Origin of the sequence: Allobosea sp. CER48, from assembly GCF_044752385.1 — a bacterium.
Lineage (GTDB): Bacteria > Pseudomonadota > Alphaproteobacteria > Rhizobiales > Beijerinckiaceae > Allobosea.
The window spans coordinates 1-16,103 of the sequence record NZ_JBIWYK010000019.1; the positions used below are offsets into that span (position 1 = coordinate 1).

Annotated in this window: 17 protein-coding genes and 1 riboswitch; of the genes, 13 read left to right on the forward strand and 4 right to left on the reverse strand. The window is 70.8% G+C overall.

Features of this window, described 5'->3' with window-relative positions:
• Positions 1-214: 214 nt before the first annotated feature.
• The 3 genes from ACIPIA_RS01755 to cobU all read right to left on the reverse strand — a co-directional run bounded on the left by ACIPIA_RS01755 (position 215) and on the right by cobU (position 1,901).
• Positions 215-679 (reverse strand): MgtC/SapB family protein, encoded by a 465-nt coding sequence (locus ACIPIA_RS01755; protein WP_400506073.1) that lies wholly within the window; start codon positions 677-679, stop codon positions 215-217.
• Between the two features lie 95 nt (positions 680-774).
• On the reverse strand, positions 775-1,383 hold the full coding sequence (gene cobO, locus ACIPIA_RS01760) for a cob(I)yrinic acid a,c-diamide adenosyltransferase (RefSeq protein ID WP_400506075.1): 609 nt from the start codon (positions 1,381-1,383) through the stop codon (positions 775-777).
• Positions 1,383-1,901, reverse strand: a complete 519-nt coding sequence (cobU, locus tag ACIPIA_RS01765) for a bifunctional adenosylcobinamide kinase/adenosylcobinamide-phosphate guanylyltransferase (protein WP_400506076.1) — start codon at positions 1,899-1,901, stop codon at positions 1,383-1,385. Before cobU ends, cobO begins: the two co-directional genes overlap by 1 nt.
• A gap of 180 nt (positions 1,902-2,081) precedes the next feature.
• Positions 2,082-2,281: riboswitch (cobalamin riboswitch) on the forward strand.
• 36 nt (positions 2,282-2,317) lie between these two features.
• On the opposite strand from cobU, the gene ACIPIA_RS01770 reads away from it, so the two are divergent.
• The 9 genes from ACIPIA_RS01770 to cobJ are packed head-to-tail and all read left to right on the forward strand — an operon-like array spanning position 2,318 to position 11,520.
• Positions 2,318-2,494: a CbtB domain-containing protein gene (locus tag ACIPIA_RS01770; RefSeq protein ID WP_400506078.1), complete on the forward strand. Its 177-nt coding sequence runs from the start codon at positions 2,318-2,320 to the stop codon at positions 2,492-2,494.
• A 12-nt stretch (positions 2,495-2,506) separates the two neighbouring features.
• Positions 2,507-3,247 (forward strand): CbtA family protein, encoded by a 741-nt coding sequence (locus tag ACIPIA_RS01775; RefSeq protein ID WP_400506080.1) that lies wholly within the window; start codon positions 2,507-2,509, stop codon positions 3,245-3,247.
• Positions 3,248-3,286: 39 nt separating this feature from the next.
• The gene (locus ACIPIA_RS01780; RefSeq protein ID WP_336814002.1) at positions 3,287-3,676 is read left to right on the forward strand and encodes a DUF1636 domain-containing protein; all 390 of its coding nucleotides are present in this window, start codon (positions 3,287-3,289) and stop codon (positions 3,674-3,676) included.
• A gap of 4 nt (positions 3,677-3,680) precedes the next feature.
• Positions 3,681-4,736: a cobalamin biosynthesis protein CobW gene (cobW, locus tag ACIPIA_RS01785; protein WP_400506082.1), complete on the forward strand. Its 1,056-nt coding sequence runs from the start codon at positions 3,681-3,683 to the stop codon at positions 4,734-4,736.
• Positions 4,737-4,745: 9 nt separating this feature from the next.
• Complete coding sequence (gene cobN / locus ACIPIA_RS01790) at positions 4,746-8,051, forward strand: cobaltochelatase subunit CobN (protein WP_400506084.1); 3,306 nt, start codon at positions 4,746-4,748, stop codon at positions 8,049-8,051.
• A complete protein-coding gene (gene cobG, locus ACIPIA_RS01795) occupies positions 8,048-9,358 on the forward strand; it encodes a precorrin-3B synthase (protein WP_400506085.1) in 1,311 nt (436 codons plus the stop codon). Before cobN ends, cobG begins: the two co-directional genes overlap by 4 nt.
• Positions 9,355-9,987: a precorrin-8X methylmutase gene (locus ACIPIA_RS01800; RefSeq protein ID WP_400506087.1), complete on the forward strand. Its 633-nt coding sequence runs from the start codon at positions 9,355-9,357 to the stop codon at positions 9,985-9,987. The genes cobG and ACIPIA_RS01800 overlap by 4 nt, the downstream gene beginning before the upstream one ends.
• A 13-nt stretch (positions 9,988-10,000) precedes the next feature.
• Complete coding sequence (locus ACIPIA_RS01805; protein ID WP_400506100.1) at positions 10,001-10,732, forward strand: precorrin-2 C(20)-methyltransferase; 732 nt, start codon at positions 10,001-10,003, stop codon at positions 10,730-10,732.
• Positions 10,729-11,520 carry a precorrin-3B C(17)-methyltransferase gene (gene cobJ, locus ACIPIA_RS01810; RefSeq protein ID WP_400506088.1) on the forward strand — a complete coding sequence of 264 codons (792 nt, stop codon included), beginning with the start codon at positions 10,729-10,731 and terminating at the stop codon, positions 11,518-11,520. The genes ACIPIA_RS01805 and cobJ overlap by 4 nt, the downstream gene beginning before the upstream one ends.
• Here cobJ and ACIPIA_RS01815 read toward each other — a convergent pair.
• Positions 11,463-12,227, reverse strand: coding sequence for a cobalt-precorrin-6A reductase (locus tag ACIPIA_RS01815; protein WP_400506090.1), 765 nt, complete (start codon positions 12,225-12,227; stop codon positions 11,463-11,465). The two genes, cobJ and ACIPIA_RS01815, sit on opposite strands and share 58 nt — an antisense overlap.
• Between ACIPIA_RS01815 and cbiE the strand changes: the two genes are divergently transcribed.
• The 4 genes from cbiE to ACIPIA_RS01835 are packed head-to-tail and all read left to right on the forward strand — an operon-like array spanning position 12,226 to position 15,968.
• Positions 12,226-13,476, forward strand: coding sequence for a precorrin-6y C5,15-methyltransferase (decarboxylating) subunit CbiE (gene cbiE, locus ACIPIA_RS01820; RefSeq protein ID WP_400506092.1), 1,251 nt, complete (start codon positions 12,226-12,228; stop codon positions 13,474-13,476). The genes ACIPIA_RS01815 and cbiE overlap by 2 nt on opposite strands.
• Complete coding sequence (locus ACIPIA_RS01825) at positions 13,473-13,865, forward strand: cobalamin biosynthesis protein (protein ID WP_400506094.1); 393 nt, start codon at positions 13,473-13,475, stop codon at positions 13,863-13,865. The genes cbiE and ACIPIA_RS01825 overlap by 4 nt, the downstream gene beginning before the upstream one ends.
• Positions 13,866-13,878: 13 nt before the next feature.
• The gene (cobM, locus tag ACIPIA_RS01830; RefSeq protein WP_400506096.1) at positions 13,879-14,643 is read left to right on the forward strand and encodes a precorrin-4 C(11)-methyltransferase; all 765 of its coding nucleotides are present in this window, start codon (positions 13,879-13,881) and stop codon (positions 14,641-14,643) included.
• Positions 14,640-15,968: a cobyrinate a,c-diamide synthase gene (locus tag ACIPIA_RS01835; RefSeq protein ID WP_400506098.1), complete on the forward strand. Its 1,329-nt coding sequence runs from the start codon at positions 14,640-14,642 to the stop codon at positions 15,966-15,968. The genes cobM and ACIPIA_RS01835 overlap by 4 nt, the downstream gene beginning before the upstream one ends.
• Positions 15,969-16,103 lie beyond the last annotated feature (135 nt).

Sequence of the window (16,103 nt, forward strand, 5' to 3'; positions counted from 1 at the left end):
GGAGGCGTTGCCGCGCAACCCCTCGGGGAAGGTGCTGAAGCGCGTGCTCAGGGAAGAATGACCGATGGCGAGCAGGACGAGCGCGACGAGCGGCGCCGACAGCAGGATGTCGTGATCGCCGGGCCCCTGCCTCCGCAGGGCGGGCTGCGGGCGAGGTTGCCTCCGGAGCGCACGGCCGGGCTCCGCTGTCGGGATCCGCGACGGCGCCAGGCATTCAGGAAGGCGGCGCTCCGCTGGAACCCGCCGCTCCGCCGCGGCCGGCCCAGCGCTCGATCGAATGATCGATGGCGAGCAGGACGAGCGCGAGGAGCGTCGCCGACAGCACGATGGCGTGATCGCCGAGCCCCGCGGCGCAGCCGAGCGCAGCGGTGACCCATATGGCCGCGGCCGTCGTCAGGCCCGTCGGCGTCGAATGGCCTCGGCGCAGGACGATCACGCCGGCACCAAGGAAGCCTATCCCGGTCAGCAACCCCTGGACGACGCGGCTCGCGGCATCGGCCTCGTGCGGCTCGCTGAAGATCGTCGCGGCGGCCGCCGTTCCCAGCCCGACCAGGCCGAAGGTGCGAATCCCGGCTGCGCGCTGCTTGTTGGTCCGTTCCCAGCCCACGACGATGCCGGCCGCCATCCCTGCCAGCAACCTGAGCAGCAGATCCAGCTCCGCTCCGATAAAACCTTCCATGGCCCACCCTCGCAAACGATGATCGAGGGCCTGAACGCATGAGGGACGATCGCGTTCGTTCCGGTCGGGCCAAACCACGCCGGCAGGGAACCGCGCTAGAACTCGATGCCTTCCTGCGCCTTCACGCCGGCGGCGAAGTGGTGCTTCACCAGCGTCATCTCCGTGACGAGGTCCGCAGCCTCGATGAGCTCGGGTTTGGCGTTGCGGCCGGTGACGACGATGTGCAGGTCGGGGCGGCGGGCGGCCAGCGTCGCGACGACCTCGGCGAGCGGCAGATAATCGTAGCGCAGGGCGATGTTGAGCTCGTCGAGCACGAGCAGCCGGATCTCCGGATCGGCAATCAACTCCCGCGCCTTGGCGAAGGCGCGCTCGGCCGCAGCGATGTCGCGGGCCTTGTCCTGCGTCTCCCAGGTGAAGCCTTCGCCCATGCTGTGCCAGCTCACCTGATCGCCGAAGGCTTCCAGCGCCTTGCGCTCGCCGGTCGACCAGGCCCCCTTGATGAACTGCACCACGCCGATGCGCCAGCCATGGCCGAGCGCCCTGAGGATCAGGCCGAAGGCGGCCGTCGACTTGCCCTTGCCGGGGCCGGTATTGACGATGAGCAACCCCTTCTCGAGCGTCTTGGAAGCGACCTCGGCGTCCTGAACCGCCTTGCGCTTCTCCATCTTCGCCCTGTGGCGGGCGGCATCTTCGGCGTCGGTCATCATTTCACTCGCATCGGCAATCCGGCGACCATGAAGACCACGTGGGCGGCGCGCGCCGCAAGCGCCTGATGCAATCGCCCGGCCTCGTCGCGGAAGCGGCGGGCCAGCGCGTTCTCCGGCACGATGCCGAGGCCGACCTCGTTGCCGACAAGCACGAGCGGGGCGGAGGCACGATCGCAAGCGGCGATGAGGGCCTCCCGCCCAGCGACGGTGTCGCGCTCCGCAAGGATGAGATTGGTCAACCAGAGCGTAAGGCAGTCGACCAGGATCGGCCGGCCGGCCGGTTGAGCCTCGATGGCCTCCGCGAGCTCCAGCGGTGCGTCGACCGTCTGCCAGCCCGAGGGCCGGCGGGCGCGGTGCTCGGCGATGCGCACCCGCATCTCGTCGTCATAGGCCTGCGCGGTGGCGATGTAGGTCCAGGGCGCCGGCAGGGCCTCGATCAATGCCTCCGCATGGCGGCTCTTGCCCGAGCGCGCGCCGCCGAGGACGAGAGTGAGATGGGGAATGTCGTTCGGCATCGTATCCGCTGCTTTTCCTGAGCCTCATCCTGAGGAGCGCCGTCAGGCGCGTCTCGAAAGACGTTCCAGGAGGCTCCGGAGCCATCTGGAGCATCCTTCGAGACGCCGCCGACGCGGCTCCTCAGGATGAGAGCACACGGATGTCATGCCCTTTGCATTGCACAGCGGCACGCCGAAGGCTAATGATCGCCGCTGACGGTGCCTCCGCGAGGAGGTGAAAAGGGAACGCGGTGCGGGCTTGCTTGGCCCAATGCCGCGGCTGCCCCCGCAACTGTAAGCGGATGTCCTTCGCCATCGGCCACTGGAGCGCGTGCTCCGGGAAGGCGGCACGGGGCGCCAAATCCGCGAGCCAGGAGACCTGCCGTCGACCCGCAGAGATCCAACCGGCTGCCGGCGGGGCGGCCACGGAGAGCCCAATGAACACCGTTTCGGTTTCCACCACCCAGCTCAGCGTCTCCGAACGCGTCAAGGCTGTCGCCGCCGCGCTGATCGTCGGCGTCGCGCTGATCTACACCACCGGCTTCGCGGCCTCGTCGAACGTCCACAACGCCGCGCACGATACCCGCCACGGCCTCGCCTTCCCCTGCCACTGAGGGAAGCACCCCATGATTACGCGTGTCCTCACGGTCAGCATCCTGGCCGGGCTTCTGGCTGGGCTCATCGTCGCGGCCCTCCAGCATGTCACCACCACGCCGCTGATCCTCAAGGCTGAGACCTATGAGGCGGCGCTCGCGCTGAAGGCGCCGACGCTTGCCGCATTCGACGGCGAGGCCCGGATCATCCTCGCACATGGCCCGGCCGGCGACGCGCCCGGCCACGAGCATGCCGAATGGAAGCCGCAGGACGGCTTCCAGCGGACGCTCTTCACCAGCGCGGTGACGATCGCGACCGCCATCGGCTTCGCGGCGCTGCTGCTCGCCGGCATGATCGCGGCCGGCGACACGATCGACCAGCGCAGCGCGCTGGTCTGGGGCGCCTGCGGGTTCCTTGCCCTCGGGCTCGCGCCTGCGATGGGGCTCGCGCCGGAATTGCCGGGCGCGGCGTCCGCGGCGCTGGAGCAGCGGCAGTTCTGGTGGCTCGTCACCGCGATCGCGACCGGGCTCGGGCTCTTCCTGTTCCTGCGCTTCGACCAGCCCTGGCTCAAGCTGCTCGCCGTCGTCGTGCTCCTGCTGCCGCATGTGATCGGCGCTCCGCATCCGGCGGCGCCGGAGAGCAAGGTGCCGGCCGAGGTCGCCGCCCATTTCGCGGCGCTCTCGCTCGGCATCCAGGCCGCGCTCTGGCTGGCGACCGCCTTCATGGTCGGCGTGCTCTGGCCCTGGGCCAATCGGCGCGCAACCGCGGCCTGAGGAGAGCGGAGCCTGCGGGCTCCGCGCGAAAGGCAAGCCATGTCCGAGGGCGACCTCACCATCCATGTCTGCACGGCCTGCCGCCGCGCACGCGCCGATCTCCCGGAGGGCTACGACCAGCCGGGACTCGCGCTCGCGGAACGTCTCGCCGCGCAGCTCGCAGCCAAGGGCAGCACGATCCCCGTGCTGCCCGTCGAATGCCTCGCCGTCTGCAAGCGGCCCTGCACCATCGCGCTCAGCGCCGACGGCAAATGGACCTATCTGATCGGCGATCTCGACACCGACACCCATCTCGACGAGATCGTCGGCGCGGCGGAGGCCTATGCCGCCAGCGCCAACGGCATCGTTCCCTGGAAAGAGCGGCCGCAGTCCTTCCGCAAGGGCGTGGTCGCGCGCGTGCCGCCTTTGCCGGCGCGCCAGCAAGGATGACATCATGAACGCTCCGCAGACCGCCAATCTGGGCAAGACCCCCTGCACGATCATCACCGGCTTCCTCGGCGCCGGGAAAACGACGCTGGTGCGCCATCTCCTCGAGAATGCGCAGGGCAAGAAGCTCGCCGTGCTGGTCAACGAATTCGGCGATCTCGGCTTCGACGGCGAGTTCCTGAAAGGCTGCGGCATCGCCGGCTGCAGCGACGAGGATGTCGTCGAGCTGCCGAACGGCTGCATCTGCTGCACCGTCGCCGACGATTTCGTGCCGGCGCTGGAGAAGCTGCTCAACCGCCCGAACCCGCCCGAGCACATCCTGATCGAGACTTCGGGCCTCGCTTTGCCGAAGCCGCTCGTCACCGCCTTCAACTGGCCGGCGATCCGCTCGCGCGTCACGGTCGACGGCGTCATCGCCGTGGTCGACGGCCCTGCGGTTGCCGAAGGCCAGTTCGCCGATGATCCCGAGGCGCTCGCGGCGCAGAAGGCCGCAGACGCCTCGGTCGAGCACGACAACCCGCTGGAGGAGGTGTTCGAGGACCAGATCCTCTGCGCGGATCTCATCCTGCTCAACAAGAGCGACCTCGTCGACGAGGCCGGCCGCGCGCGGGTCAAGGCCGAGATCGCCGAGCATCTGCCGAAGGCGATCAAGATCGTCGAGACCGCCCATGGCAAGGTCGAGCCGGCCCTGATCGTCGGCCTAGGCGCCGCGGCCGAGAGCGACCTCGCCGCCCGCCCGTCGCATCACGGCGAGGGCGAGCACGATCACGACCATGACGATTTCGACTCGGTCGCCGTGCCTTTGCCGGCGGGCCTGACGCCGGAGGAGTTGTCGGCCCGCGTCGCCAAGGCCGCCGAGGCCGAGGGCGTGCTGCGGCTCAAGGGCTTCACCGCCGTGCCGGGCAAGCCGATGCGCCTCGTCGTGCAGGGCGTCGGCCGGCGCGTGGGCCATCATTTCGACCGGCCCTGGGGCGCAGCCGAGACGCGCGACGGGCGCCTGACCGTGATCGGCCTCAAGGGCTTCGACCTCAAGGCCGTGGAAGCGGCCATCGCGGGGGCGTAACATCGACCGATGCACCTTCTCCCGACCAGCGAGATCAGGCTCGACGACGGCGAGGACGCCGTCGATCTCGCGCTGCCTCCGGGAGACGTGCTCGTCCTGTCCTTCACCGACAGCGACCTTTCGGCGCTGGCGGTGGCGGCAGGGGGCGGAAATCTGTCGGTGCGGCTCGCGCCGCTCCGACGCTTGAAGCACCCGCTCTCGGTCGATTTCCTGATCGAGAAGACGGCGGCGCATTGCCGCTTCGTGGTGCTGCGTTGCCTCGGCGGTCTCGACTACTGGCGCTACGGCATCGAGCAGCTCGGCATCGCCTGCCGCGCGCGCGGCATCCCGCTCGCCATCTTGCCCGGCGACGAGCGCGACGATCCGAGGCTCGGCGATCATGCCACCGTGCCTGCAGCCTTGGCGGGCGAGCTACTGGCCTATTTCCAGGCCGGCGGCGGCGCCGAGAACATGCGGCGCCTGCTCGGTCGTATCGAAGGCTATCTGGCGCAGACCGCCCAAACCGCGGGGCTTGCGCCCCTCCCGTTGCCGCCTCTCTTCGCGCTCGGCAACGGTGGTGCTCCGCTGCCATGGAACGAGGCGCTGGCCGCCTTGCCTGCTGGCCGGCCGCTTGTTCCGATCCTGCTTTATCGCTCAGGCGTCGCGGCTGGCGATACGGCCATGGGCGAGGCGATCGCGGCCGCGCTGACCGCGCGCCACCTCGGCCCGCTGCCGCTTGCGCTCGCCAGCCTGAAGGACCCTGCCGCCACAGCCGAACTCGCCGCGCTGATCGCGACGCGCAGGCCGGCGCTAATCGTCACGACCACCGCCTTCTCCGCCCGCGAGGGCGCGGATTTCGTGCTCGACGGCGCAGATTGCCCGATCCTGCAGGCTGTACCGGTCGGCAGCCCGCGCGAAGCCTGGGTATCTTCGCCGCGCGGGCTGTCGGCTGCCGATCTCGCCATGCAGGTGGCGCTGCCCGAATTCGACGGACGCATTGGCGCGATTCCCGTCGCCTTCAAGGCGGAAGAGACCGACGCGGCGACGGGCCTTTCCATCCGCCGGCTGATGCCCGATCCCGACGGCATCGCCACACTGGCCGATCTTGCCGAAGGCTGGATCGCGCTGACACGCAAGCCGGCGGCCCGGCGCAAGCTGGCGCTGGTGATGTCGGACTATCCTGCGCGCGGCGGCCGCGCCGGATTCGCGGTCGGGCTCGACACGCCGGCGAGTGTGGGGTCGATCCGGGAGATGCTGGCCGAAGCCGGCTACGGAGTTGAAGCGTCCGCGCTGGATGGCCAGGCACTGATGGCCGCCCTCACGGCGGGACCGTCCGGGCTGAGCCTTCCGCTCGCGCCCTATCGCAACTGGCTCGCAACCCTCCCCGCCGCCGCCCGCGAGACATTGCTGGTCGCCCATGGCGCGCCGGAAGACGACCCGTCCTGCCGCGACGGCGCCTTCCAGTACCGGGCCGCCCGTTCCGGCCAGCTGACCATCGCCTTGCAGCCGCCGCGTGACCCCACGCCCGACCGCAAGGCGCGCTATCACGACCCCGATGCCCCGCCGGGCCATGGTTACCTCGCCTTCTACCTCGCCCTGCGGCAGACCGAGGCCATCGACGCGCTGATCCATCTCGGCACGCATGGCACCACGGAGTGGCTGCCGGGCAAGGCGGTGGCGCTTTCGGCCGGCTGCTGGCCGCGGCTCGCCATCGGCAACGTGCCGGTGATCTATCCCTATGTGGTCGACGATCCCGGCGAAGCCGCGCCGGCCAAGCGCCGGCTCTCGGCCATCACGCTCGGCCATCTGCCGCCGCCGATCGCCGAAACGGACGCCGCCGGCGAAACCGCCCTGTTGCGGGACCTTGTCGAGGAATTCTCGCAGGCGCAGGTCCTCGATCCGCGCCGGGCCGATATCGTCGCCGCCGAGATCCGGGCTCGTGCCGAGGCGAGCGGGCTTGCCACGTCCTGCGGCGTCGAACCGGGAATGGAGATGAGCGAGGCGCTGACGCGGCTCGACGCCCATCTCTGCGACATCGCCGAGCTGCCCTTCCGCGAGGGCCTCCACATCTTCGGCCAGTCGGACGCCGACCCGGCCTCCGCCCGCAACGAGCGCGCGAACCTGCTGCGCGCGCTCGATGGCCGCTTCGTTCCGCCCGGCCCGGCCGGCGCTCCGCATCGCGGCCGGCCGGACGTGCTGCCTACCGGGCGCAATCTCTCGACGCTCGATCCGCGCGCGATTCCGACGCGGGCGGCGGCACGGCTCGGAAAGTTGGCGGCACAGGCGGTGGTCTCGCGCCATCTGCAGGACCATGGCGACCACCCCCGCCGGGTCGTCATGGATCTCTGGGCCTCGCCGACCTTGCGCTCGGGCGGCGAGGACATCGCCCATGCGCTGACGCTGCTGGGCGTCGAGCCGCTCTGGGACAATGCCTCTACCCGCGTCACCGGCTTCAGCATCATCCCGCAGCCGAAGCTCTCCTATCCCCGTCTCGACGTGACCGTGCGGATTTCAGGCACGTTCCGCGACACGTTTCCCGGGCAGATCGCGCTGATCGATCGGGCCGCGCGGGCCGTGGCCGCGCTGGACGAGCCGGACGAGTGGAACGAGCCTGCGGCCGCCCGTCGCCGCGGCGAGGATGGCGCCCGCATCTTCGGCGCGGCACCCGGCCGCTATGGCGCCGCCATGGCAGACCGCGCGCTCGACGGCGACTGGACGCACCGCGAGGACTTGGGTGCGGCCTATCTCGCCGCCTCGGGCCACGCCTATGGCGGCCCCGAGGGCGACGCTGCGATCGATGCAGGATTCGCCGATCGCATCAGAACCTCCGACGCCTTCATCCATGTCAGCGACACCGCCGGGCGCGACATCCTCGAAGCCAGCAGCGCCGCCGACGTCATCGGCGGACTGGCGGCGGCGGCAAGAGCACTGGGGGCCGATCCGGCGCTCTACAGCCTCGACAGCTCGAACCCGGAGACACCGAAGGCGCGCACGCTGGCCGAAGATATCGCCCGCATCGTCCATGGCCGGCTGACACATCCGCGCTGGATCGCCTCCCAGATCGCCCATGGCTGGCGCGGCGCGGCGGAACTGGCCGAGGCGGTAGACACGCTCTTCGTCTTCGCCGCCAGCACCGACGCGGTCGCGGACGGGCTGTTCGACGCCGTCTTCCAGGCCTATTGCGCCGATCCTCAGATCTGGGCCGCTCTCGAGGCTGCCAACGGCTCGGCCGCCGCTTCGATCCGCGCGCGGCTGGCGGAAGCGTCGCGACGGGGCTTGTGGACCAGCCGGCGCAACTCGGTCGGCGCCTTCCTGGCGCGGGAGGCGGCGGAATGAGCGCCTTGCGGCAGGATTCTCCGCAAGCCGGACAAGAAGCGCTGCGGCGCGGCTGGTGCCCGAGCACGCTGAAGCCGATGGAGACAGGCGACGGCTGGCTCGTACGCCTGCATCCGCCCCGCGCAAGGCTGAGCCCGGAGCAGTTGCGGCGCATCGCGGCGCTGGCCGCAGAGCATGGCAACGGGCTGATCGAGATTTCGGCGCGCGCCAATCTCCAGATCCGCGGCGTGACCGCCGAAAGCCATCCGGCCCTGGTCGAGCGGCTGCTGGCGGAGCATCTCGTCGACGAGCATGAGGGCGACGGGCCGCAGCGCCTCACGCTCGTCTCGCCGCTGGCCGCCGGCCAGCCGGGAGCTCTCGTCGACGCCGCCGCCCTCGCAGAGCAGATCGAACGCATTGCCCGCACGATCCCCGGCCTCCCGGCCAAGCTCTGCGCCGTCATAGACGATGGCAGTGCGCAGACACTCGACGGCTTTGCCGGCGATATCCGGCTCGTCGGCATCGGCGCTGGAAGGCTGGCCCTGTGCCTTGCCGATCGCCTCTGGCACGGCCCTCTCTCCGCAGACGAGGCCATCAAGGCGATCGAGGCCGTGCTGTGCGGCTTCGCCCGGCTGCGCAGTGCCGATCCCGAGCGCATCCGCCGCCTGCGCGATCTCCCTTCCGCGACGCTGGCCGAGCTGAGCGCCCTTCCCGAAGTCCCGGCTCCGCCTCGGCGGCCTCCGGCCCGGCGCGCGGGGCTTTTCGCCCGGGACGCAGACCGGTTCGCGGCTGCGGTCGGCCTCCCCTTCGGCCGTTGCAGCGCGGCCGTGCTCGACGCACTCGGCGCCGATCTCGGCACGAACGCAGCCGATATCCGGCTCTCGCCCTGGCGCGGCCTCGTCTTCCGCGATCTCCGGCGTGCCGATGCCGAACGGCTGATGACGCTGGCGGCCGGTCTGGGGCTGATAACGCGCGACGACGATCCTCGTCTCTCCGTTCAGGCCTGCGCCGGCAGCCCCGCCTGCTCGCGTGCCGAAGCGCCGACCATGACGGACGCGGCCAGGCTGGCCGAAGCTGTGGCGGATCTGCTCGCGCGGGGCGCGACGATGCATGTCTCCGGCTGCGTCAAGGCCTGCGCCCATCCGAGCGCGGCAGACCTCACCCTGGTCGGGCGCAACGGGCTCTATGACGTCGTGCCGGGCGGCACGACGCGGGACAAGCCGGTCGCGACGCTTGACCTTTCGACGCTCCTGGCGCGATTGCAGCCGGGACAGGACATTCACGCGCGACTGGCGAAGGCCGCGCGCCCAACAGGACCGCGCGGTTGAGCAGGGCATACGACTACATTCAGGACGGGGCTGCGATCTATGAGCGCTCCTTCGGCATCATCCGTGCGGAAGCCGACCTCTCCCGTTTCAGCGGCGCCGCCGAGCGCGTCGTCGTGCGCATGATCCACGCCTGCGGCATGACCGACCTGCCGGGCGACATCGAGATATCCGCCGGTTTCGCCGAGGCCGCGCAGGCCGCGCTCCGCAGCGGCGCGCCGATCCTCTGCGATGCCAAGATGGTCGCCAACGGCGTGACGCGCGCGCGGCTGCCTGCCGGCAACGACGTGATCTGCACCCTCGACGATCCGCAGGTTCCGGCGCTGGCCACCGCAATGGGCACGACCCGTTCCGCCGCGGCGATGGAGCTCTGGAAGCCGCGGCTCGCAGGCTCCGTCGTCGTGATCGGCAATGCGCCGACATCGCTGTTCCGCCTGCTCGAAATGCTCGATGCCGGTGCGCCGGAACCGGCCGCCGTGATCGGCATTCCCGTCGGCTTCGTCGGCGCGGCGGAGTCGAAGGAGGCGCTCGCCCGGGACGGACGCGTGCCCTTCGTCGTCGTGCATGGACGGCGCGGCGGCTCGGCCATGGCGGCAGCCGCCGTCAATGCCCTCGCCCAGGACAGGGAATAGCGCCGTGAGCGGGATGCAAAAGACCCTGCTCTATGGCGTCGGGCTCGGCCCCGGCGCTCCTGACCTGATGACGGTCAGGGCGCGGGAGATCATCACGACGGCCGACCGGCTGGTGCATTTCTGCAAGCGCGGCAGGCGCGGCAATGCCCGCGGCACAGCCGATGCCATCATCGCGCCCGATCCGGCCCGCGAAATCGAGCTCGCCTTCCCCGTCACGATCGAGGCCAGCGTCGGCGAGCCCGACTATGACGGGCCGATCGCGGCCTTCTACGAGGAGGCGGCGGAGCGTCTGGCCGCGGAGATGCAGGCCGGGCGGACGCTCGCCGTGCTCTGCGACGGCGACCCGTTCTTCTACGGCTCCTTCATGCATCTGTGGCGGCGCCTTTCGCATCGTTTCCCGACCGAGGTGGTGCCCGGCGTCACCGGCATGACCGGCGCCTGGGGCGAGGCCGGCGCGCCGATCACCTGGGGCGACGACGTGATGACCGTGCTGCCCGGCACGCTGCCGGAGGCGGAGCTGGCGCGACGGCTCGCGGACACCGACGCCGCCGTGATCATGAAGCTCGGCCGCAACCTGCCGAAGGTGCGCCGCGCGCTTGTCGCCGCCGGGCTGGAAGGGCGCGCGATCTATGTCGAGCGCGCGACGATGGCACGGCAGGTCGTGGCGCGGCTCAGCGACAAGGTCGATGACGAGGCGCCCTATTTCGCGATGGTTCTGGTGCCCGGCGAAGGACGGCGGCTGTGACGGGCTCCCTCACCATCGTCGGGCTCGGCCCGGGTACGCCGGACTGGATCACGCCGGCCGCACAAGCCGCGCTCGATGCCGCGACGGATATCGTCGGCTACGGCCCCTATGTCGACCGGGTGCCCGAACGCACGAGCCTGACCAGGCACGCCTCCGACAACCGCGTCGAGGTCGAGCGCGCCTCCCATGCCCTGCAACTGGCGGCGGAAGGCCGGACGGTTGCGGTCGTTTCCGGCGGCGACCCCGGCGTCTTCGCCATGGCGGCGGCGGTGTTCGAGGCGCTGGAGACCGGTCCCGCGGGGTGGCGCACCCTTCCGATCACGGTCGAACCCGGCATCACCGCGATGCTGGCTGCAGCGGCGCGGGCCGGCGCCCCGCTCGGCGGCGATTTCTGCGCAATCTCGCTCTCGGACAATCTCAAGCCCTGGGAGATCGTGACGGCGCGGCTCGAAGCCGTGCTTGCCGCCGATCTGGTGATCTGCCTCTACAATCCGATCTCGAAGGCCCGTCCCTGGCAGCTCGGCAAGGCGCTGGAGCTCGCGGCCAGGCATCGTAAAGCTGCGACACCGGTCCTCTTTGCCCGCGCCGTTGGGCGGCCGGACGAAGACCTGCGCGTGCTGAAGCTGGCGGAGGCTGTTGAAGCCGCGAGCACCGCCGACATGGCCACGCTCGTGATGATCGGGGCTTCGAGCACGCGGCTGATCGCGCGCGAGGGCGCAGCGCCCTACGTCTACACGCCGCGCTCGGTGACGAAGAGCCCGTGCGTCACCAGCCAGGGCAGGACCTGATCGATATGATCGACTGTCTCGACATCGGGCTTGGGCGGCCGCTCGACCATGATCACCGGCAAGGAGAGCCGGCGCGCCGCCGCGAGCTTGCCGACCGTCGCCGGCCCACCGGAGTTCTTGCTGACGAGGAGTTCGACGCCCTCGCGCCGCATCAGATCCTCCTCGTCGTCGGTGTCGAAGGGGCCCCGCTGCTGGATGACGTCGACATGCGGCACCGGCAGCCGATCGCCGATCGGCTCGATGGCACGCACGAGATAGCGATGCTGCGGAGCGTCCGCGAAGGCCGGCAGCTCGAGCCGGCCGACGGTGAGGAAGACACGGCGCGGCTTCTCGCCCAGCGCCTGCACGGCGGCCTCGATATCCGGCACCGATTTCCAGCGATCGCCGTCCCGCGGCTTCCAGGAATTGCGCCGGATCGCGAGCAGTGGCACGCCCTCCGCCTTGCAGGCATGCTCGGCATTGAAGGGCATGATCGCGGCGAAAGGATGCGTCGCGTCGACGACGGCGACGATGCCCTCCTCGACCAGAAAGTGCCTCAGCCCATCGATGCCGCCGAAGCCGCCGATACGGACCGGCAGGTTGGTCGGCCGGGGATCGACGGTGCGCCCCGCCAGCGAGATAATGGCACGGATATCGGGAGCCTGATCAGCGAGAAGCTGGTCAAGCGCAGCAGCTTCGCTCGTTCCGCCAAGGATGAGGACGGTCATGTCGACAGTTTTGCGTGAATCGGATGTTCTGTCGAGCGGCGAGGCACCGGCGCCCTGGCTCTCGCTGATCGGCCTCGGCGAGGACGGCTCCACAGGGCTTTGCCGCGAGGCGCTGGCGGCGCTGAACGAGGCCGAGATCGTCTTCGGTGGCGAGCGGCACATCGCGCTGGTCGGCTCCGTGCCGGGCGAACTGCGCCCCTGGCCGCAGCCGTTCCGCAACGCCCTGCCGCAGATCCTGAGGGAGCGCGGCCGCAAGGTCTGCGTACTCGCGACCAGCGACCCGTTCCACTACGGAATCGGCAACAGCCTGAGCCGCGCGATCCCCGCAGCGGAAATGCGGATCATCCCGCAGCTCTCCTCCTTCTCGATGGCCTGCACGCGGGTGCGCTGGCCGCAGGAGGAATGCGCGCTGGTCTCGCTGCACGGCCGCACGCTCTACCGGATCGTCCCGCATCTGCAGCCGGACGCCCGCATCCTCGCGCTGTCCTGGGACGAGACGACGCCGCGCGCCGTCGCGGAACTCATGACCGCGCGCGGGCTCGGCGCCAGCCGCATCGTCGTGATGGAATCGCTCGGAGGGCCGCAGGAGCGCATCCGCGAGAGCCGCGCCGATGCCTTCGCCCTCGATGACGTCGTGCCCCTCAACCTGATCGCCGTCGAGGTCGCCGCGACCCATGACTCGCGTATCCTGCCGCTGGCGCCGGGGCTCGACGAGGAGTGGTTCGCCCATGACGGGCAGATCACCAAGTCGGAGATCCGCGCCATCACCCTCTCGGCGCTGGCGCCGCGCGGCGGCGAGCTGCTCTGGGATGTCGGCGCCGGCTCCGGCTCGATCGCCGTCGAATGGTGCCAGCGCCACGTCCGCAATCGCGCCACCGCCTTCGAGGCCAGGCCGGACCGGGCCGAGCGCATCAGGCGCAACAAGCTCGAGCTCGGCGGTCTCTCCGTCGAGGTCGTCGGCGAGGCGCCGGTCGGCTTCATCGGGCGCGAGGCGCCTGACGCGATCTTCATCGGCGGCGGATTGACGGAGGAAGGACTGTTCGACGCGGCCTGGGCGGCGCTGAAATCCGGCGGGCGGCTCGTCGCCAACGTCGTCACCATCGAGGGAGAGGCTAGGCTCGCTGCCCTCCATGCCGAGCATGGCGGCTCGCTGCGCCGCATCTCGATCGACCGGCTCGCGCCGGTCGGCGGCAAGCATGGCTGGCGCCCGGCGATGCCGGTGACGCAGTGGCGGGTGGAGAAGCCTTGAGCGCCGGACGCCTCGTCGCCGGCATCGGGATCAGGCCGGGCACCGCGGCCGCCGAAATCCTCGCCTGCCTCGACGAGGCGCTGGCGATCGCCGGATTGTCGGGCGCGCAGACCCCGCGCTTCGCCACGCTCGCGAGCCGTGTCGGGGAGGCCGGCATGGTCGCGGCCGCAGCCGACCGCTCGGCCGAGCTCGTCGCCATTCCCGACGAAGCGCTGAAGGGTTTCGAGGCGGCCTGCGCGACACGCTCGACCCGCATCGCCTCGCTCTACGGCGTCGGCTCCGTGGCCGAGGCGGCAGCCCTCGCAGCCGCTGGCCCCGGCGGCCGGCTGGTGCAGCCGCGCATCGCGACCGCGCGCGTCACCTGCGCGCTGGCCCGGACGACATCATGAAGCCGAACTCCGCATGACCATCCACTTCATCGGCGCCGGCCCCGGCGCACCCGACCTGATCACCTTGCGCGGGCGCGACCTGATCGCCGCCTGCCCGGTATGCCTCTATGCGGGATCGCTGATCCCCAAGGTCATGCTGGGCTGGTGCCCGCCCGGCGCCCGCATCGTCGACACGGCCCCGCTCGCGCTCGATGCGATCATCGCCGAGATGGAAGCCGCGCATCTGGCCGGGCAGGACGTGGCGCGGCTGCATTCCGGCGACCTTTCGATCTGGAGTGCCTGCGGCGAGCAGATGCGGCGGCTCGACCGATCAGGCATTCCCTATACAGTGACTCCCGGCGTGCCGGCCTTCGCAGCCGCGGCCGCCGTGCTGAAGCGCGAACTCACCCTGCCGGGCGTCGCGCAGTCGCTGGTGCTGACGCGCACATCGGGCCGCGCCTCGGCCATGCCGGAAAGGGAAACGCTCGCGACTTTCGCCGCCTCCGGCGCGACGCTCGCCATCCATCTCTCGATTCATGTCGTCGAGCAGGTCGTGGCGGAACTCCTCCCCTTCTACGGCGCGGAGTGCGCGGCGGCCGTCGTCTTCCGTGCGACATGGCCGGACGAGACCGTGCTGCAGGGAACGCTCGCCGATATCGCCGGAAAGGTGCGCACCAGCGAACTCGAACGCACGGCGCTGATCCTGGTCGGCCCCGCCCTGGCAGCCGAGGATTTCGACGAAAGCGCGCTCTATTCCATCGACTACGATCGCCGCTTCCGGCCGGGAGGCGGTCTGTGAGCGCGCGCGGCCTGCTCGTCGCCGCGCCGCGCTCCGGCTCGGGCAAGACCACGATCACGCTCGGGCTGCAGCGCGCGCTGGCGCGCCGGGGCCTGACGGTGCGCGGGCTCAAATGCGGGCCCGACTATATCGACCCCGCCTTCCACGCTGCCGCGACGGGCGCCCCCAGCGCCAATCTCGACAGCTACGCCATGCCCGACGGCCTGCTTGCGCGGATCGCGAGCGAGGCGACGCAGGCAGCCGACATCGTCATCGCCGAGGGCTCGATGGGCCTGTTCGACGCCGTGCCCGGGCCCGAAGGCCGCACCGGCGCCAGCGCGGATGTCGCCGCGCTGACGGGCTGGCCGGTCGTGCTGGTCATCGACGTCTCCGGGCAGGCGCAGTCGGCGGCGGCGGTCGCGCTCGGCTGCAAGGCCTACGACCCGCGCATCCGCGTCGCCGGCGTCATCCTCAACAAGGTCGCCAGCGCCCGGCATGAACGGCTGGTGCGGCAGGGCATGGAACGCATCGGCCTGCCCGTGCTCGGCGCGCTGCCGCGCGAGGCCAGCCTGATCCTGCCCGAGCGCCATCTCGGCCTGGTCCAGGCGGGCGAGACCGCCGATCTGCACGCCAGGCTCGATGCTCTGGCGGAAGCCGTCTCGGCCGCGATCGACCTCGACGCCGTCATGGCGGCCGCGGGCGAAACCCGCCTCCCGGGCCCGGTCGATCGCGATGCCTTGCCGCTGGCCGCGCCCGGACGGCGGATCGCCATCGCCCGCGACGCCGCCTTCTCCTTCGTCTATCCGCATGTCGAGGCCGGCTGGCGCGCAGCGGGGGCGGAGCTCGTGCCGTTCTCGCCATTGCGCGACGAGGCACCGCTGGACGATTGCGACGCCTGCTGGCTGCCGGGCGGCTATCCCGAGCTCCATGCCGGCACGATCGCGGCGGCAACGAACTTCCTCGACGGCCTGCGCGCCTTCGCCGCGACGCGCCTCGTGCATGGCGAATGCGGGGGCTACATGGTCCTAGGGCGCAGCCTGACCGATGCGGACGGCGTTGCCCACGCGATGGCCGGCCTGCTCTCCGTCGAGACCTCCTTCGCCAGGCGCAAGATGAACCTGGGCTATCGCCGCGCCGTCCTGCAGGCCGACGGCCCGCTCGGACGCGCAGGCACCGCACTGACCGGCCACGAATTCCACTATGCCAGCATCGTCGCGCAAGGCGACGATCCGCCCTTCGCCCTGGTGACGGACCCGCATGGCTCGGCCCCTGCCCCGGCCGGCAGCCGTCGCGGACTGGTCACGGGGTCGTTCTTCCATGCCATCGCCACGGCTGCCCCGGCGTGAGCGAGGCACCGGCCTTCGACGAGGCATTCGTCCGGCAGTTCGAGGAATTGCTGCGCTGGCGGCGCGATGTTCGCCGCTTCCGCCGCGACCCGGTTCCAGCCGATATGATCGAGCGCCTCATAGCGCAGACCCAGC

Bases quoted from the DNA above. Each gene is read 5' to 3' on its own strand.
- cobG (WP_400506085.1), top strand. From the start codon at position 8,048: ATGAGCGCCTTGCGGCAGGATTCTCCGCAAGCCGGACAAGAAGCGCTG.
- ACIPIA_RS01775 (WP_400506080.1), top strand. From the start codon at position 2,507: ATGATTACGCGTGTCCTCACGGTCAGCATCCTGGCCGGGCTTCTGGCT.
- ACIPIA_RS01755 (WP_400506073.1), bottom strand. From the start codon at position 679: ATGGAAGGTTTTATCGGAGCGGAGCTGGATCTGCTGCTCAGGTTGCTG.
- ACIPIA_RS01780 (WP_336814002.1), top strand. From the start codon at position 3,287: ATGTCCGAGGGCGACCTCACCATCCATGTCTGCACGGCCTGCCGCCGC.
- ACIPIA_RS01770 (WP_400506078.1), top strand. From the start codon at position 2,318: ATGAACACCGTTTCGGTTTCCACCACCCAGCTCAGCGTCTCCGAACGC.
- cobN (WP_400506084.1), top strand. From the start codon at position 4,746: ATGCACCTTCTCCCGACCAGCGAGATCAGGCTCGACGACGGCGAGGAC.
- cbiE (WP_400506092.1), top strand. From the start codon at position 12,226: ATGTCGACAGTTTTGCGTGAATCGGATGTTCTGTCGAGCGGCGAGGCA.
- cobM (WP_400506096.1), top strand. From the start codon at position 13,879: ATGACCATCCACTTCATCGGCGCCGGCCCCGGCGCACCCGACCTGATC.
- cobW (WP_400506082.1), top strand. From the start codon at position 3,681: ATGAACGCTCCGCAGACCGCCAATCTGGGCAAGACCCCCTGCACGATC.
- ACIPIA_RS01805 (WP_400506100.1), top strand. From the start codon at position 10,001: ATGCAAAAGACCCTGCTCTATGGCGTCGGGCTCGGCCCCGGCGCTCCT.
- cobO (WP_400506075.1), bottom strand. From the start codon at position 1,383: ATGACCGACGCCGAAGATGCCGCCCGCCACAGGGCGAAGATGGAGAAG.
- ACIPIA_RS01815 (WP_400506090.1), bottom strand. From the start codon at position 12,227: ATGACCGTCCTCATCCTTGGCGGAACGAGCGAAGCTGCTGCGCTTGAC.
- cobU (WP_400506076.1), bottom strand. From the start codon at position 1,901: ATGCCGAACGACATTCCCCATCTCACTCTCGTCCTCGGCGGCGCGCGC.